The 17,052-nt window shown below is 38.6% G+C and carries 11 protein-coding genes; 9 read left to right on the forward strand and 2 right to left on the reverse strand.

Annotation, left to right across the window (positions count from 1 at the left end):
• Positions 1 to 43: 43 nt before the first annotated feature.
• Together K2F45_RS01780 and K2F45_RS01785 are read right to left on the reverse strand one after the other, a co-directional pair.
• Complete coding sequence (locus tag K2F45_RS01780) at positions 44 to 1,483, reverse strand: fimbrillin family protein (protein WP_075990727.1); 1,440 nt, start codon at positions 1,481 to 1,483, stop codon at positions 44 to 46.
• Positions 1,484 to 1,520: 37 nt separating this feature from the next.
• Positions 1,521 to 3,125 (reverse strand): fimbrillin family protein, encoded by a 1,605-nt coding sequence (locus tag K2F45_RS01785; RefSeq protein ID WP_248932937.1) that lies wholly within the window; start codon positions 3,123 to 3,125, stop codon positions 1,521 to 1,523.
• 156 nt (positions 3,126 to 3,281) lie between these two features.
• Here K2F45_RS01785 and K2F45_RS01790 point away from each other — a divergent pair, with 156 nt between their 5' ends.
• The 9 genes from K2F45_RS01790 to K2F45_RS01830 all read left to right on the forward strand — a co-directional run bounded on the left by K2F45_RS01790 (position 3,282) and on the right by K2F45_RS01830 (position 16,942).
• The gene (locus K2F45_RS01790; protein ID WP_248932938.1) at positions 3,282 to 4,412 is read left to right on the forward strand and encodes a clostripain-related cysteine peptidase; all 1,131 of its coding nucleotides are present in this window, start codon (positions 3,282 to 3,284) and stop codon (positions 4,410 to 4,412) included.
• Positions 4,413 to 4,572: 160 nt separating this feature from the next.
• Positions 4,573 to 5,277 carry a hypothetical protein gene (locus K2F45_RS01795; RefSeq protein WP_248932939.1) on the forward strand — a complete coding sequence of 235 codons (705 nt, stop codon included), beginning with the start codon at positions 4,573 to 4,575 and terminating at the stop codon, positions 5,275 to 5,277.
• A gap of 91 nt (positions 5,278 to 5,368) precedes the next feature.
• Positions 5,369 to 7,342 carry a DUF4836 family protein gene (locus K2F45_RS01800; protein WP_248932940.1) on the forward strand — a complete coding sequence of 658 codons (1,974 nt, stop codon included), beginning with the start codon at positions 5,369 to 5,371 and terminating at the stop codon, positions 7,340 to 7,342.
• A gap of 175 nt (positions 7,343 to 7,517) precedes the next feature.
• Positions 7,518 to 8,318, forward strand: a complete 801-nt coding sequence (locus K2F45_RS01805) for a tyrosine-protein phosphatase (protein ID WP_248932941.1) — start codon at positions 7,518 to 7,520, stop codon at positions 8,316 to 8,318.
• 271 nt (positions 8,319 to 8,589) lie between these two features.
• Entirely contained in the window at positions 8,590 to 10,173 is a 1,584-nt protein-coding gene (locus K2F45_RS01810) for a DUF3843 family protein (protein WP_205400043.1), read from the forward strand.
• A 304-nt stretch (positions 10,174 to 10,477) separates the two neighbouring features.
• A complete protein-coding gene (locus K2F45_RS01815) occupies positions 10,478 to 11,032 on the forward strand; it encodes an RNA polymerase sigma factor (protein ID WP_248932942.1) in 555 nt (184 codons plus the stop codon).
• Positions 11,033 to 11,088: 56 nt separating this feature from the next.
• On the forward strand, positions 11,089 to 12,045 hold the full coding sequence (locus tag K2F45_RS01820) for a FecR family protein (protein ID WP_248932943.1): 957 nt from the start codon (positions 11,089 to 11,091) through the stop codon (positions 12,043 to 12,045).
• Between the two features lie 3 nt (positions 12,046 to 12,048).
• On the forward strand, positions 12,049 to 15,396 hold the full coding sequence (locus tag K2F45_RS01825) for a SusC/RagA family TonB-linked outer membrane protein (protein ID WP_248932944.1): 3,348 nt from the start codon (positions 12,049 to 12,051) through the stop codon (positions 15,394 to 15,396).
• Between the two features lie 22 nt (positions 15,397 to 15,418).
• Complete coding sequence (locus K2F45_RS01830; protein WP_227550089.1) at positions 15,419 to 16,942, forward strand: SusD/RagB family nutrient-binding outer membrane lipoprotein; 1,524 nt, start codon at positions 15,419 to 15,421, stop codon at positions 16,940 to 16,942.
• The last annotated feature ends 110 nt before the right edge of the window (positions 16,943 to 17,052 follow it).

Raw genomic sequence — 17,052 nt, forward strand, 5'->3', positions numbered from 1 at the left:
CACATTTTAGATGTGTTGCATTTGAAGATGTTTTTATTGTATTTTATTTTTGGCCTTTAAGAGAAATATTGTCAATACGGATACCAACAGTATTATTTGTTGCTGTCGTTGAGAATGTTAATTTGGAGCTAGCAGGAACAGATGTTGCCGCCGAAAGATCAACTTCTACCGTGTAAAAAATATTTGCATCATTATTGTCTTTCGACAATACTTTGGAAATGGCGCTGAATTTTTGGCCATTTAGATCTATCGACAAGTCTTTTACATCGAATTTCGTACCTGCATTGAATACATTGGCTGCGATGTCAAATGTAAGTTTCAATTTAGCAGCTTTTTCTGTATTGATGTTGCTGATCGCTAATTCAGCTTCCTTATTAGCAGGTAGCCATACGTGATTTGTTTGATTTTCTCCACTTTTTAAGTAGCGAATATCAGATACAGCAAATTGATCTGCATAAGTTACAGAAGTATTTGACCAGCCGTTGAATGACGCAATCTTAATGTTTGAGACTGTTGTTTCACCAAAATTCTCTTCATACAATGTTTGTTCTACAGGATCAGTTGTACCGTCGTTATCTTCGTCTTTACCGATCACGTATGAACCCGACGGTACATCGGTCCAGTCTGTAATATTGCCAGAAGCCACAATAGCAGCATTGTTTCCAGCCTGCTCTTGTAAAGTGATATTGTAGCTGTATTTTTTACCCGCTTCGTAAGTTGTTGATGATGGTAAAGTCCAGGTATAGATCTCGTTACCAATTTTGAATTCAACTTTTGCACCGGCAACGCTAGCTACAGGTAATAAGATAGTCTCTGCCGCTGTTGTTGTTGTTCCTGCTGTTGTTTTTGCTTTGATGGCAGCTGGATTAGCACCTGCAGCTAGTGTTCCTGTTGCTAGGTCGAAGTTCGCTGTAGTATTAAATCCATTGTAAGTTACGGTAAGACCAGTTAAAGAGCTTACACCAGTTCCTGCAGCAATAGTCAATTCGACTTTGCTGAGTTTGTGGCCAAATTGCAGTTGCGCATTTGGCTTATTCTTGTTGGCTCCAGTTACGTTATTAGCGTATAACAGATCAATTTTATTTTGTTGGGTTTGATCAGCTACATTAACTGGATAAATGTTGTTTGTGATTGTTGTTTGGTAAGGGTAGTAGGCAATAAAATCTACATTGGAGCCATCAGCTGGATAATTGATTTCTTCTGTAGTGCTATTCGCTTTGAAGTTTCCGTCTCCACTTGTCGTTACATACTGTTTGTTGCTTGCTAATGCATTGCTTAAACCGCTGCCGGTTTTCATGAAAACACCGATTGCATCGTTGCTTTCCCAATTTGCGCCAGCAGCCTTTGTGGTCACTTGGTTAGAGATTGTTGACGAAAAAGTCACCGCTTTGGTGATTTCTTGTTCTGAAACAGGTGCCTTTTGGCAGGAGCTCGTTACGGCAGCTGCCGCAGTCGCTAGGAATAAAAGTTGGTTTACTTTCATAATTAAACTGAATTGATATGACTAAATCGTTTATTAATTATTTCCAAATGGAGGTATTTATGTTCCCTTTTTGTGTATCATTTAGATCAGGAAAAAATGTGAAGCCAGTTGCTTTTTCGAGATCGCTTACGGTTAATCTATAATTTTCGAAGGTTACTCCTGAAGGCGGGGTTTCATTGTTTATTTTGTAGGCAATGGTATAAAATTCGGAACCTTTCTTCATGGCTAATGCTTTGAAGTAATATTTGGGTTTGGCGATATCTTTTCCGTCATTGTCCTGAGCAAAATCTAGGCTATTTTCGGTGCTTGTCTTAGGCATTGCACCAGTTACAATATACATGGTGTCGCACTGTGCCGTCCATGTTCTGACTTTGGTTTCCAGGTTTGCCCAAATTCCTTGGTTAAGTCGAGATACCTGAGCTGTCATGTTGGTAAAATAAAACGTTGTTTTATTTTGGGTTGTATTTAAGTTGCGGTCTGCACTTGGTAACTGGTGACCTCTGTCATAGCCTGTTGGCTGGAAACCTTTAAATAGATTGGGTTGAAACGCAGTAGATACTTGCGGATCATATCCCCATGCATCTGTACGATTGCCTGATCCAAGGATGCTGCTGTATAATGGATAGGCTACCCAATAAGCCATTTTTAACTTTTTATCATAGAGCATCGCGTAATTCCTACTGTCGCTTGCATCAGGCATAAAATGTTGAATAAATACCTCGTCATTGCCTAGGTTACTCATTTTTGGGATTTCCAAATAAGCTTGTGAATCACCGATTCCACCACTTGGCTTGCCATTGTCGATTTTAATATCGAAGCTATATTGATTTCCAGCTATTAAATTTTTTAAATTCTGATTTTGCGGGATTGTCCAGGTATAGGTATCTCCATTAGCGGCCATAAACTTAATAGCTTTTCCTGTAATGTCTTCATCAGGGAGTAGTATAAATTCTATGCGAGCCGTTTTATTGGCATTTACTGATACTTTTCCTTGAACATCTTTTTTCTCCGTCGAATTGACCGTCAATTTTCCTGTTGTTAAGTCAAATCCTCCTTGCGTGCTTATGGACGGCATTTTTACGGTAATCTGGTTTGCTTCCAATGCGGCTGTATTGGTAATGGATAGATTAATGCTGACTTTACTCAATTGACGTACGAAAATAAGGGGGACCGTATTGTTACTCTTGTCGATGTTTTTAGCATTGTTTGCGTACATCAGATCTAAAGCTGTGGGATTAGACTGATCACTTAAATCAATTGGATATTGAAAATCTGTAAGGGATTTATAAGGATGATAGGCTATAAAATCTACTTTTTCAGCAGATAGGAAGATCGGGCGGGCACTTTGGAATAGTGAGCCATTGAAAGTAAATAGCTGATTTTTGACCTGATCAACAATGGAAGCTGCTTCCAGAGGCTGGCCTGATTTGGACATAAATACTCCGATCTGGTCATTCTGATCCCAGGAGGTTCCAGTTGCTTTCGTGTTAATTTGACCGACGATAGTCGGGGTAAATTGTACTGCAGCTTGCTCCATTTTAGATTCTGTTTTCTGGCAGGAATTTAATGTAAGCAATGCAATCATAAAGTAAGCTATTCGCAAGATATTCTGTCTTGGAATAGTTATGATCTTGTTAATCATATTGATAGTTAGTGTGTGTTAATAAAGTAATGACAAAAATACTTAAGTTAAGTTAAATTAATGTGAACCTTTCGTGTTCTTTTGTGTAATTAAATGTTTGTTTGATGTATATATTTGATTTTTAGATATATTTGTTGCGATTTTAATTGTATTTTGATGAATTCTAATGTGTTCAGATTATTTGGAGTGTTTTATTTGCTATTTGTAGTGCTGTTAACTAGTTGCAATGACAAAGAAAATGCTGTAAATGAAAGAGATGGCCGTGTTTTGCTGGTTTATATTGGGGCCAATAATAATTTAGTTTCGGATGCTTACAATAGCATCAATGCAATGGAAGAGGGAATGGTTGGATTAGATGCAGATGTGTATGTGTATGCGACTTTGGCAGGTACTACACCTAAAATTTATAAAATTGTTGCTGACCAGAGCCCGGAAATAAAGAGTACGGTCATCAAATCTTATGGGGATCAAGATTCGGCGAATCCAGTGGTGATGAAACAAATTCTGCAGACCATGAAAGGATATGTTGGTAATCGCCCATCAGGTTTGGTTCTGTGGTCACATGCAACAAATTGGCTGCCGAATGTTGGGGTCAAGTTAATGTCGTTTAATGAAGATCGGGGAAATAAAACGGAGTTGCGAGATTTGCAGGCGATCATTCCTTCTGGGCTTGATTTTCTCCTATTTGACGCCTGTTCCATGGCAAGTGTCGAAGTATTATATGAACTTCGGGATAAAGCAAAGTATACGATAGCTTCTCCAGCAGAAGTGCTTTCAACCAGTATGCCTTATCATTTGGTCTTGAAACACTTGGTCGACCCTGATCTTGAACGGGGGCTGATATCTACTGCGACAACATATTTTAATTTTTATAATCAGTTGACAGGACTCTATCGATCTGCTACTATTTCTGTGGTCAATAATGCCTATTGGTCGGATCTTGCAAAGAACGTTCACGTCGCACTGACCAGAGCCCCGCTCACGGTGATCTATCGCGATAACTTACAGCGATTGGATTTTGATGAAAAATCCTTATCGGCTGGCTTTGATTTTCTTGATTTTGTACATCAGAATATGTTGCCGACTGAGACTACCGCTATCGAGGCTACAGTTTCGAAATTGGTTATTTATAAGGCGAATACAGCAACTTTTTTAGGTAAACCCATTTTGCGATTTTCTGGACTGTCCTGTTATGTCCCTAATGATTTAAATAAGTGGGTACATCCCTATTATAATTCGCTCCAATGGGCTAAGGATAGCGGTTTTAATTCCTTTGTGAAGGAGTAATAGCATCGCATTGGTTTTCTTCATTTTTCCCTGAAATCAGGTAGTAAACTGCGTTCTCGTTTTTAATAAATTTGTCAATAGGAAAAAAATAGCACAATGTTTGCTGTTCATGTCAAAACATATATTGATTTGACAAATTATTAATCGTTACAACGTTGTAATGGAAGAAGTACTTAAAGTGAAAGGAAAATTGAAAAGATTTTATACGATGATCTGTGCCGTTTTAATGGCGTTGACATTATCGAGCTGTTTTGATTTTGTTGAGCAGATCGACTTAAAAACGAATGGTTCTGGGCATATTGCAGCGACATTGAATTTAAGTAAAAGCAAGACCAAGGTAGCTTCTTTAATGAAGATGAAAAGTATCAAGGGAATCCAGATCCCTTCTCAGGCCGACATGGAGAAAGAAATTCGATCTGCTGTTCAGCTGCTCAAGCAGACTAAAGGTATTTCAAATGTACAATACAGCACAGATTTTACCAATTATATCGTTAATATTTCATGTGATTTTAGTCAGATAGAATCGTTGAATGCCTTTTCAGATATATTGGCAAATCGATTCAAAACGAAGATATCGAATTCAAACCGCTATTATTATAATGCACCAAGCAATGTTTTTGAACGCAAATTTGTGGCTTCTGCTGACTGGAAGACAAAATTCAATCAGTTGGGAAGCGATAATACGACCCAGTTTGCAGATGCATTCTATACGCAGATTATTCGTTTTGAAAAACCGATAGCATCTCAGGCAAACGGCCTGGCAAAGGTTGCCGGAAATAAGAAAGGAGTTTTGCTAAAGCTACCTTTTATGGATTTGGTATATGGTAAATCGAGTTTGGCAAATAAAATCACATTAACAAAATAACCTAATAACATTGGTGAAACCAGGACCACATTTAGTTGCTGAAAGCGCTTCTATAGAGTAGGTTGGGTGTAGCTGAAAAATTATTTATAAGATGAAATCAAAAATTATACTGGTAGGATTAGCCTGTTTGTCTTTTGGGACAAGTGTAAAGGCGCAGGACTTGATCAAACAGATCCCTGTAGATGCAGAAATGATTGCGGCCTTTAACGTAAAAGATATTGTACAGAAGGCTAATGCAAATAAGCTGAACGAGTTGCTTCAGAAAGCAGGTTTTTTTGAGAAATCGGGAATTTCAGCGAGCAATGATATTAAAAATTTAGGAGTAGACTTATCCCAGACGGCCTATTTTTATACCAGAAAGACCGATAGTATCAGTTTTACGGAATTTATATTTTCCTTGAACAACAAGGGGCAATTTGAGAAACTGCTTCATGAGGCTGGAGAACCCAAGGCATTTGCCAATGGTTATACGAGCATAGGTCTCAAAGCTGGCAGTATGTTGGTCTATAATGATCGGATTGCTCGATTTATTTCGGCGACGACAAATACCACCTTTTTAGACAATGATTCAATTGCTAGTCGATATGGAATCAAAAAGGTTGATTACGTCGCGCGTCCAGCCGACGACGAAGATACTTGGGCAGATACAACAGTAGCCGCTATGGATTCTGCAGCCGTAGTCTGGGATGCGGATGAAAATCTAGCGGTACCGGTATCCCCACCGGTTGCTATAGCTGTGGAGCCTGATACGATAGCGGCCGCAGCGACGGAAGTATTACCTCCGGTTGTTGATATTGCTGTGGGTGATGCCGTTGAAATGCATGATCCTAGTTATTATGATTCACTTTATACGGCCTATGAAGATCAAAATCGGAAAAACGATTCTATTCGTAACAGCCTGCGCGATAAATGGTTGCTGAATGAGGCTACCCGTTTGCTTTCAGGGAGTTATAAGCCTTTGTCAATTGCAGACCAGGAGAAGGTATTAAAGAATCTCGGGCTTATTCGATTGTATGTTCCTCATGTAGAGGATCTGTACCGTGGTCTTATGCCTTATACCACCTCTCTTCCTTATTATTACATGGGGATCAAACTGGATAATTTCAAGACGGGTTATCAAGACGGTCTATTGGATTTAGTGCAAGAGGGGAATGTGCTGAAATTAAAGGGATCTGTGGGTTTAGATAAGGCCCTTGCTGAGATGACCAAAAGAATGTATGCGCGAAAACCTAATTCGAAGTTCAGTAAATATTTAACGGATAAAACCTTAGGTTTTTTTAATGTGAATATTAATTCGGAGGCTTATCTGAGAGAGATGCCTGCTTATATGGCAAAATATTATAGCGGTTTGTTGGGGCCTCAACAGGATGTTGTAGAATGGGGACTGATGGCTCTCGAAATAGCGCTAGATGAAAAGGCCATTGCCCAGGTGATGCCAGGAGACCATTTGGTTGTCGTGAACGGTCTTCGGAAGTTCAAAAAAGACTATATCGATTACACCTACGACGATGATTACAATGCAACCGAAGTGAAAAAGACGAAGGAAGAAACACTTCCAGTATTTATTTGGATGTTCACATCAAAGGATCAACGTCTGATAAAAAAAGGCTTGGACATGGCTGTTTCAAAGCAAGTTGGGCAGGTCTATGACGGCATTTATGCCTTTTCAAAACAGAAAGCCAAGGATTTTCCAATGTATGTTCTCTTGAAAGAAGATTTGGTAATGGTCAGTAATGACTCATTGTCCCTAAATGATATCCGTCAGAATAAGATGAACGCTTCTGTAAATAAGGATTTTGTGAAGCTTATGAAGCAAAATAAGATGTCTGCGGCTATGGATCTGCAAAAGCTGCCTGGAATGTTAAAGGAAATGGGGGTTGCACCTGGTAAACAATGGGAAGCAACGCTGGAGCAACTCAATCAATATGGCAGTACCGCAATTACTTCCAAAGGTGTTGTTGGCAACCGTGCTGAGGTTGAAATGTCGACAAGATTGCCGCAGACCAGTGATGGTGCGATCAGTTATTTACTCGATCAAATTTTGGTGGAATTAAATAAAAAGTAACTAAAGGAGGCTGTAAAACAATTTTATTACACTATTGTTTGGGTGTTTTTTGTAATATTATGGTTATATTTTTATAATGTTAAAATAATATTAAGCTCGTTTGGCTTGTTTATGGTACTTTTGACGTTTAATAAATTAAGTAAGTAGACTAAAAAACGATTTTATACATTACGGTATGGGGATATTCTCAAAACTGTTTGGAAACAAAACTCAGGAATCAAAAGTAAAGGTTGTCGGTAAATTGGCCTTCTTGGAGGTGGATATGCATAACCATATCCTTCCTGGAATAGATGATGGAAGTCAATCAATTGAACAGTCATTAGTATTGTTGAAAGGGCTTGGCCGAATGGGCTTCGAGAAATTTATCTGTACACCACATATTATGGATGGTGTACATCCAAATTCGATTCGTACGATTGATGCTGCTAAGGACAAATTACTAGCTGGTATGGTTGGGCTGCCTAATATGCCGGAAATTCATGCTGCGGCTGAACATATGATTGATGACGGGATCGTGAATCTCATCGGATCAAATGAACTCTGTGTTATGCCGGGTGGATATGTACTTATTGAAATGTCCTATTTACAAGAATCCAAAGCGTTATTTCAAACGATATTGGATATACAAAATCTTGGTTACCAACCTATTTTGGCACATCCGGAACGTTATAATTATTACCATTATAACTTTAATATGTATAAACAGATTAAGGACGCCGGTTGTATGTTGCAGCTGAACTTGTTATCCATAAGTCGGTATTATGGCATTGAGGTAAAATCGGCAGCTTTGACGATGATTAAATCTGGGATGTATGATTTTGTGGGGTCAGACGCGCATCATGAACGCCATTTGGCCGCTTTGGAAGATGTGGTGGCTAAATATCCTGTACGTGATTTACTCAAAACATGTACCATATTGAATCCGTCATTGCAAGACCATTTGGGAAGTAATAAGAATGTGATCGCTACCGGCTAGCATCAAAATATATTAATTGGAGAAAGAGATACCTTTTTAGGTATCTCTTTTTTTGTGATAATTTTATCTTTCCTGGCAGATACCGCCTGCTTTTAGTCCAGTTAGTCTGCTTTGCTGTAAGGACGTATTTTAAAATTTCACGAGGGGTTCTTGGCTGTTATTTGCTGTTTGCGGTTGCTTTAACTTATGTAGATTATTTTCGTCCGCGTTTGTGTTTTGCCCGTATGGATATTTCGAAAATTTGGCTACTTTTGGTTTTAGCATTTTTCATATGAGAGGAAACAGAATTTTTATTCAAGACTGGATAGCACACCATACTTATCAAAAAACAAACGAAATAGATAGTTATTACTTACGCGTTGCAAATGAAATCAATGATAGTTTATCTACACTCTGGTTTGAGGAGCAAGAGACAAATGATCTCATCCATACCGATGCTTTAAAGACATTGAGTATCTATCTAACGTGTTACTTAGAAGACGTTATTGCGAAAACAGGAATTTTTGCTGCTTTTAGAACGATCCATACAGAACTATACAATCAACTTTTGCCTTTTTATAATGATAATGACCTAATGGATTATTATGCTGAGGATATTAATAGTGAAGATATTGCTGTATTGACCTGGTTGTTTTTCAGTGAACGTAATCCACATTTATTTATTGATCCCCGTGGTCGTTTGATCCAATTGGTTACAGATTTGGCCTATTCGATCTTGGAAGAACATTATGAAGTTGCTCCTGAAAATGAAAAGTTAAAACTAGAATATGTTTTGGACGAAGGGGCGAACTATTTTGAAGTCCGTAATTTTATTGAAAAGCTTGTTGCCACAAATTACCTGACAGCGGGTGAATATAACACCAATCTCAATCATTTGATGCAAGTTGCGGAGATAGGGCGATATCAGCACGATCAGAATCAGTTACAACAGATGATCTATCGCGTTCGAGATAACCATTTCAATAATTATAGACTGCATCTGTTTGCATTGAAGGCATCTGAATTTGTAGCTGAGGTGGTTGGCAAAGAACATGCGCTATATGGTATTGTCAAAACTTTAGGAAATCGTATTAATAGCTTTTTTGAATATGTAAAAACGGACGAGCTTTATGTGCATGTAAAACATATCGGTACAAAGACTGCATTTAAAATCTTTAAGGACTCTATACAGCAATTTGTTGAACCTACGGAAACCTTATCTTTCTATATGGAAATTGTGCCATGGAAAGATGCCTGGAATCTCTCTGGAATCATGACCGTTGTGAATAGCGATGAGGTAAATTTTGATTTACCGGAGCAGTATGAGATGACTTATCGTATTGAGGCCTTGAATGGTAAGGATAAGAGCTTAAAGAAAACGGAAAAGCAGCTGAAAGATATGGGCAAATTGTTCCAGTCAGAGCATAAGGCAGCTGTTGCGTTTATGGAAGGAAAAGAAGTGAAGGAATTTGCAACAGATTTCTTTAAGAAGTATCAACAAAAATATCCGAGCAAAGAAGAATCTCCACTTCCAGAATCAAATTTGGATCTTACGGAAGATGCCCAAGTTACGGTGTTCTTTAATCCAAAAACGGGTTTAGAAGTTTTTGGCGGTATAACGGAATTTTTTCCATTAAAGAATAACAACTTTGTGGAGAAAGATGATCAAAGTGAGGTACCTTATGCACGGTATTTTTTGAATCTTTTGGTTGAAGATTTTTTCCCAAGCGAGTTGCCGAAGTACTATGTTAATCTATTTAAGGCGGAGGTGGATAAGCAGTTCTTCTTTCCAGTGGACGATGCGGTACTTGATTTCTTTCTCCGTTTCTATAAGCGAGGAACTTATTTCTTAGGGCCATTTCCGTTGTTAAAATAACTTGTGTAGTCGACTAAAGAAATATAGAAATACATAAAAAAGTTCCATTGCATACCTGCAATGGAACTTTTTTATGTATTTAAGTCAGGCTATTCTTTGTTGTATAAGATTGCGCGGTCCTCTGGCTATTATTTTGTTGATCGAATATCCAATGACACTCGTGTTAATTTAGTATAAATTCATTATAATTAAATTGTTACCACTTGTTTTGCTTGAGCTGACATGTCACACATCCTACGCATTTGATGGGCATATTTTAAAAAATTCTCACTAAACTTGTAGGATCAATTATATGTGATGAAGAATGCCTATTGAAAATAATAATGCCCTGGATTTTAAAACTTTCTTTTTGTCGTATAAGGACAAAGTGTATAAATATGCTTATTTACATCTGAAAGAAGAGCCAGCTGCCGCAGATTTGGTCCAGGAAGCATTCTCCCGAATTTGGAAAAAATGGGCGGAATTAGACGGTAATAAAAATCCGCAGTCTTACCTCTATACGATTGCCCGAAACCTTGTGTTTGACGAATTGCGGAAACAAAAGGTCAGATTCCAATTTCAAGCTTCAGATATCGATCAGACCAAATTGGTAGACAATTCGAATGAGGAAGCTATTCGGTTTAAAGATTTGGAGCGAGTTTATCGTGAGGCCATTTCAAAACTCCCAAAAGCGCGACTCGAAATTTTTCTTTTGAGTAAAGAAGAGTTTTTGGATAATCAGGAAATTGCAGATAGGCTTGGGATTTCCGTTAATACCGTCCGTGATCAATTGGTCAAAGGCAATAAGTTCGTTCGGCAATATATTATTGATCATTTTGAGATTTCAATAGCCCTATTGATTTTTTTAAATATTTTTTAGAGCCGCATCGTCTTTCGGTCATCTAGTTACGTATATGTATTTAAAGATGGGCATAGATGATGAATTCCAAAATAGCTGCTTTATATAAAAAATTCCTTAAGGGAGAACTTAGTCCCGAGGAAAACGCCATATTTCTTGATTTACTGACATCTTGTGACAGGGATGAACTTCCAGGTGTGGAGGAAGTCGTTTCGCTGGACGATCGCGATTGTGAACTAAATAAAACAACTTCCGAGGATATCTTCTTTACAATTACAGGGACCTCGTTGACTCAGCCAGTAATACCTATTTGGAAAAGGCGTTGGTCTGTCATTTCTGCTGCCGCCTGTTTACTGTTGATCGGTCTCGCCTGCCTATTCCAATTTAAATTTAAGGAACAACATGGGACGACAGCTTCTGAAATTGTTTATTATTCCAATCCGACAAAATTTGTTAAGCGCCTTTTATTGCCAGATGGTACACATGTTTCTCTTCGACAAGGGGCAGAGATTGAATTGTTGTCAGATTTCGATACAGACAGTTTACGTCGGATAAAGCTTTCTGGGGAAGCATTTTTTGAGGTAGCGAGGAACCCGGAGCAACCTTTTGTTATTGCCAGTTCTGGCGACTTTGATGTACGTGTATTGGGTACAGCATTTAATTTAAATTGTTCTGAAGGACGTAGCAGCCTGGTGTTGAATCATGGTAAAGTACGGGTCTCACGTGCCGGACAATATTCTGTTGTTAGTCCCGGTGAGAAAGTCGCCTATGATAAGCAACACAAGCAATTTGATGTATCCAAGGCCGATACAACTATAGCCTCAAATTGGAAAAGTGATCTTTTGTCATTTAATCAAGTTCCACTCACGCAGATCGTAGCCGATCTAAATAATCTTTATCCTGATAGTCATCTCGAATTAATCGATTCTTTCCGGACTGAAAGTTATACCGGTTATCTACCGGCTAGCGATTTGGAAAAATCTCTCAAGATGCTTAATACTGCATTTAATCAAACAATTATCCATAAAAAGTAATTTATGAAAAGAACCAATTACTATTTAAAACTTATGGGAAGTGCGCTGCTCTTTCAGTCGCTCGCACTTCAGACCATGGCCTCACAATTTTCAACCAGTGAAGGAATCGGGAAAATCCTCACGCGAATGGAACAGAAATTCAACGTCAAATTTGGTTATGACGCTTCGATCTCGAACCAAAAGATCAATGAAGCCGCTGACCTTGATAAATTGAAAAAGGAGCAAATTGTTCAATTTATCCAGACAATTTCAGACGGAAATCTTGAGGTCAAAAAAATTGATGAGAAGCTTTATGTGATATCGAGAAAAACTGGCAATGATACTAAGGTGAAAAACGACAAGCCAGTTTCTAACGCCGCCAAAGAGATCCGAGGAAAGGTTGTCGATCAAGAAACGGGACAGCCTATCGCTGGTGTGACCGTACGGGTTAAAGGGACTGCCATTGCTGTAACTACCGACGGAAGCGGGATCTTCAAACTGCCAGATACTGCTGACGATGCGATCCTCCAGATTTCCTATATAGGGTATGAAAGTATTGAAATTTTGTCGACACAAGCAGGCACTATTAAACTAGTCAAATCTTCCGAAGCATTAGAAGAGGTTGTTGTTACAGCGTTGGGAATAAAAAGAGAGCAAAGGGCTTTGGGGTATTCAACTCAAAGTGTGAAGGGAGAAGATTTGACTCGTGTGAAAGGAGTAGATGTCGGAACGACTTTGACTGGACGTATTTCTGGTGTACGTGTTATGAATAGTACAGAATTTAACAAAACACCACAAATCGAAGTACGTGGACTGACACCTATTTTGGTCATTGATGGCGTGGCTTACGAAAATATGGACCTAAGGGATGTCCCTGTCGACAATATCCAGGATATGACGGTCTTGAAAGGAGCTACCGCTACCGCCCTTTATGGAAGTAAGGGACAAGGAGGAGCAATCATGATCACGACCAAAAAAGGTCTAGCAGAGAAAGGAACAGAGATTACGGTGAATACCAATAATATGTTCTTTTCAGGCTATCTTGCGTTGCCTGAGGTACAGCATAGCTATTCTTCGGGCGAGTCCGGAAAATTTAACAATGATGATTATGTCTGGGGGGATAAGTTGGATATTGGCCGAACTGCCGAACAATGGAATCCAATTAGCAAACAGTATGAAGTAAGTGAGCTTACGTCAAGGGGTAAGGACAATTTTAAAAACTTTTTGGAACCAGGCTTCATCACCAACAATACAGTCAGCTTTACTAATCAAGGGGACCATGGAAGCATAAGAACATCCATTAACCATATTTATAATAAAGGACAGTATCCCAATCAAAAGTTGAACCTGACAAATATTTCGGTGACAGGAACAACCAAGATCAGCGAGAAATTTGACTTGGAAACTAGGCTTGGTTATAACCGAAGTTCTTCCTCTAATAATTTTGGTTCTGGCTATAATGATCAAGGATACATCTATAATATCTTAGTGTGGACCGGCCCTGAATATAATTTGAAAGATTACAAAGACTATTGGCTGGTGAAAGACCAGTCTCAAAATTGGATGTATAAAGGATGGTATGACAATCCATACTTGATCGCGCACGAAAAAACTACTCCCGAATTAGTCAATAAGGTGAATGCTGCTGTTACCTTGAATTATAAGGTTAACGATTGGGCGAAATTCATGGTGCGATCTGGTTATGATTATTATGGCAAGTCAAGGACTCAGCAAAATCCGATCGGAATATATGGAACACGGGGCGGATTTGAAGATTTTGGTGGATTTGATAGTAAAGGGAAGTATATGAAAGCCGATTATGATGGCTTTGCGACGACGAATGATGCGATCTTTACTGCCAAGAAAAATTTTGGCGACTGGGGAGTTGATGGATTATTAGGGGGGTCTATTTTCTATAGCAAGGATAATAATTTGATCGCGAATACGGTTAACGGTTTGTCAATTCCAGGATTTTATTCATTACGGAATTCAATCGATCCGGCAAAGGCGGTTGAGTCGCGTGTTAAAGAAATGCGGAATGGCCTTTATGGACGTCTTTCTTTGTCTTGGCGAAATGCGATCTTTTTGGAAGCTACTGGACGTAATGATTGGGTATCAACGTTAACGAAGGATCATCGCTCTTATTTTTATCCTTCAGTTTCAGGAAGTGTTGTTGTTACGGACCTACTTCCATCAAAGCCTCTCTGGTTGGACATGTTCAAAGTACGGGGATCTTGGGCTATTACAAAATCTGTACTGAATCCATATGAGATAAATTCAACTTTTACGGTAACAAGCAATGTTTGGAATGGCTTGCCAACAGCCTCCTATCCGAATATTATCAAAGACTATTCGATTTCACCTACGCAACGCGATTTGACGGAGTTCGGGTTTGATTTCGCGGTATTGAACAATCGGTTGTATGGTAATTATACCCGCTACTATCGTTTATTGCACAATCAGATTGTCAAAGCTAAGATTTCAAAAACTACAGGATTTGAGGAGCGTTTGATAAATACAAAGGAAGAGGAGATGACTAAAGGGCATGAAATCACATTGGGAGGTACACCGATTAAGCGTGAAAATTTCCAATGGGATATTACGATGAACCTTTCTCAGAACATGCGCTATTTCCAAAAGTTAGATCCTCAATATTCAAAAGATGCATTATATGTTAAGGAAGGATTGCGGGCCGATTATATCGAATATAAGGACTGGGAGCGTTCTCCGGATGGACAGATGATACTAAATAGTTCTGGGATGCCAATTTCAGCTCAGTATGCCAATCAATTAATAGGATATACTGCGCCAAAATGGTTTTGGGGTTTTTCAAATCAGTTTCGTTATAGAGACTTCTCATTTGGTTTTAGCCTAGATGGTCGAATTAAAGGGATGTCCTACTCAACAATGAATGGTCGTTTATGGCAGACAGGTTCTCATCCTGATTCAGATACACCATACCGTTATGAGGAAGTGGTTAATGGAAATAAAACCTTTATCGCTCCGGGTGTTAAAATTGTTTCCGGTAGTGTGACCTATGATAAATACGGTCAGATTACAGAGGATACGCGTGTATTTGCTCCAAATGATAAAGTGGTTTCATATGAGGGGTATTACAAACGAGCCTATTCAGGCCGATGGAATTATTGGGACGAAACATTCATTAAACTTCGTGAATTGTCGCTTAGTTACCGAATGCCCGATAAGATCGCTTCGAAGTTTAAAGCGAAACGCGCCAGTGTCGGTTTGACTGGGCAAAATTTATTGTTGTGGACCAAAGAGTTCCGTTTCTCAGATCCAGATGTTGGATCTGAAGATTTAAGTTCACCATCGATGCGTTACATTGGTTTCAATATTAACCTTACTTTTTAAAAATTACATGACAAATATGAACATGAAAAGATTATTGACGTATATCACCCTTGGTACTTTGGTGATGTCGACAAGTTGTTCCAAATTTGATGAGATCAATACCAATCCTGAGACACCATCGGTTGTTAAACCTTCCATGTTGGCTACTCGTATAATATTAAATTTGGCACGCCAATCCTCAACTAAAGGTTTTATGCAGCCTTATATGCTTACCAAAGAGATTGCTTGGACAGAATTAACAGAGGGATATCAATACAATAGCCTCGGCGAATGGGATATCTCGATGACCTCGATCAACGATGCTCATTTTATGGGAGAGTTTGCAACAAGCGAAAAACTCAAGAACTCGTATAATGGTCTGATGTATTTTGCTCGTGCCATGAAGTTTTACGAGGGGACAATGAGTGTTGGAGATATTCCCTATAAAGATGCATTAAAAGGGGAAACGGATAAAGTTTATTTCCCTAAATATGATACTCAAAAAGATGTTTTTCTGGGTATTTTGAACGAGTTGGAGCTTGCAGATAAGCTCTTTTCGGAAGGTGAAAAATTTGATGGTGATCCATTGTTCGCTGGAGATGTCACGAAATGGCGCAAATTGGTAAACAGCTTTGCATTAAATGTTCTTATTCAATTAAGCAAAAAAGAAAGTGATGCCGATCTGAAGATAAAAGATCGTTTTAAATCAATCTTGACCAGTAAACCGATCTTTGGTAGTAATGCAGATAATTTTCAAGTCGTTCATGAGGACAAAGCCAGTCAAACTTATCCTTTTTATAAGATTAGTAATAGCTTTGTTATTTATCCTATTGTTTCGACAGAGGTTATTGACCGATTGAAACAATATCAAGATAGAAGATTATTTTATTATGCGAATCCTTCCGCATTACAGATCACAAACGGCAAACAATCTAATGATTTTAGCGCTTACATAGGGACAGATCCTTCTCTTTCCTTTAGTGAAATTGCTGAGTTAAAGAAGAAAAATGATTATTCTAAATTGAATGACCGTTATACGGAACTAGTTAGTGGTGAACCAACACAACAATACAGTTATGCACATCTATGTTTTGTGATAGCTGAAGCTGCCGCACGGGGCTGGGTTGCCGAATCTTCCGTTAATTGGTATAAGAAAGGAATTGAAGCCGCAATGAAATTTATAGCGGATAATACGCCGAATACGGCTCAATATACTCATAATATGCCATTGGATGCTAACTACATCAATACAGCAGTAGCAACTTATGGAAATCAATTTCCGGTCGTACTCGAAGCACAACTGGAGGCTATTATGACACAAAAATATTTAGCCAGTTACTTGCAGGGACGTATGACTCCATATTATGATTATAGAAGAACGGGCTATCCTAAATGGAAAATCAATCCAACATCAAGTTTGAATTCAGTCGCACCGGATAAAATACCGATGCGGTGGCGTTACCCATCATTAGAGTACAATTATAATTCTGCAAATTTGGACGAGGCAATGCAGCGCCAATATAAAGGCAATGATGAGATCAACCAATTGATGTGGCTTTTGAAATAAGTCCTTCGAAAAAAAACAATCCCCGCAAATGAGATCAATCGTTTGCGGGGATTTTTGTTAAAAACGTTACATTAAAAACGACAGCGAATGGATATATTCGCTTTAGACCA

It is taken from the genome of Sphingobacterium siyangense, from assembly GCF_023277505.1.
In the GTDB taxonomy this organism is placed as follows: Bacteria; Bacteroidota; Bacteroidia; order Sphingobacteriales; family Sphingobacteriaceae; genus Sphingobacterium; species Sphingobacterium siyangense.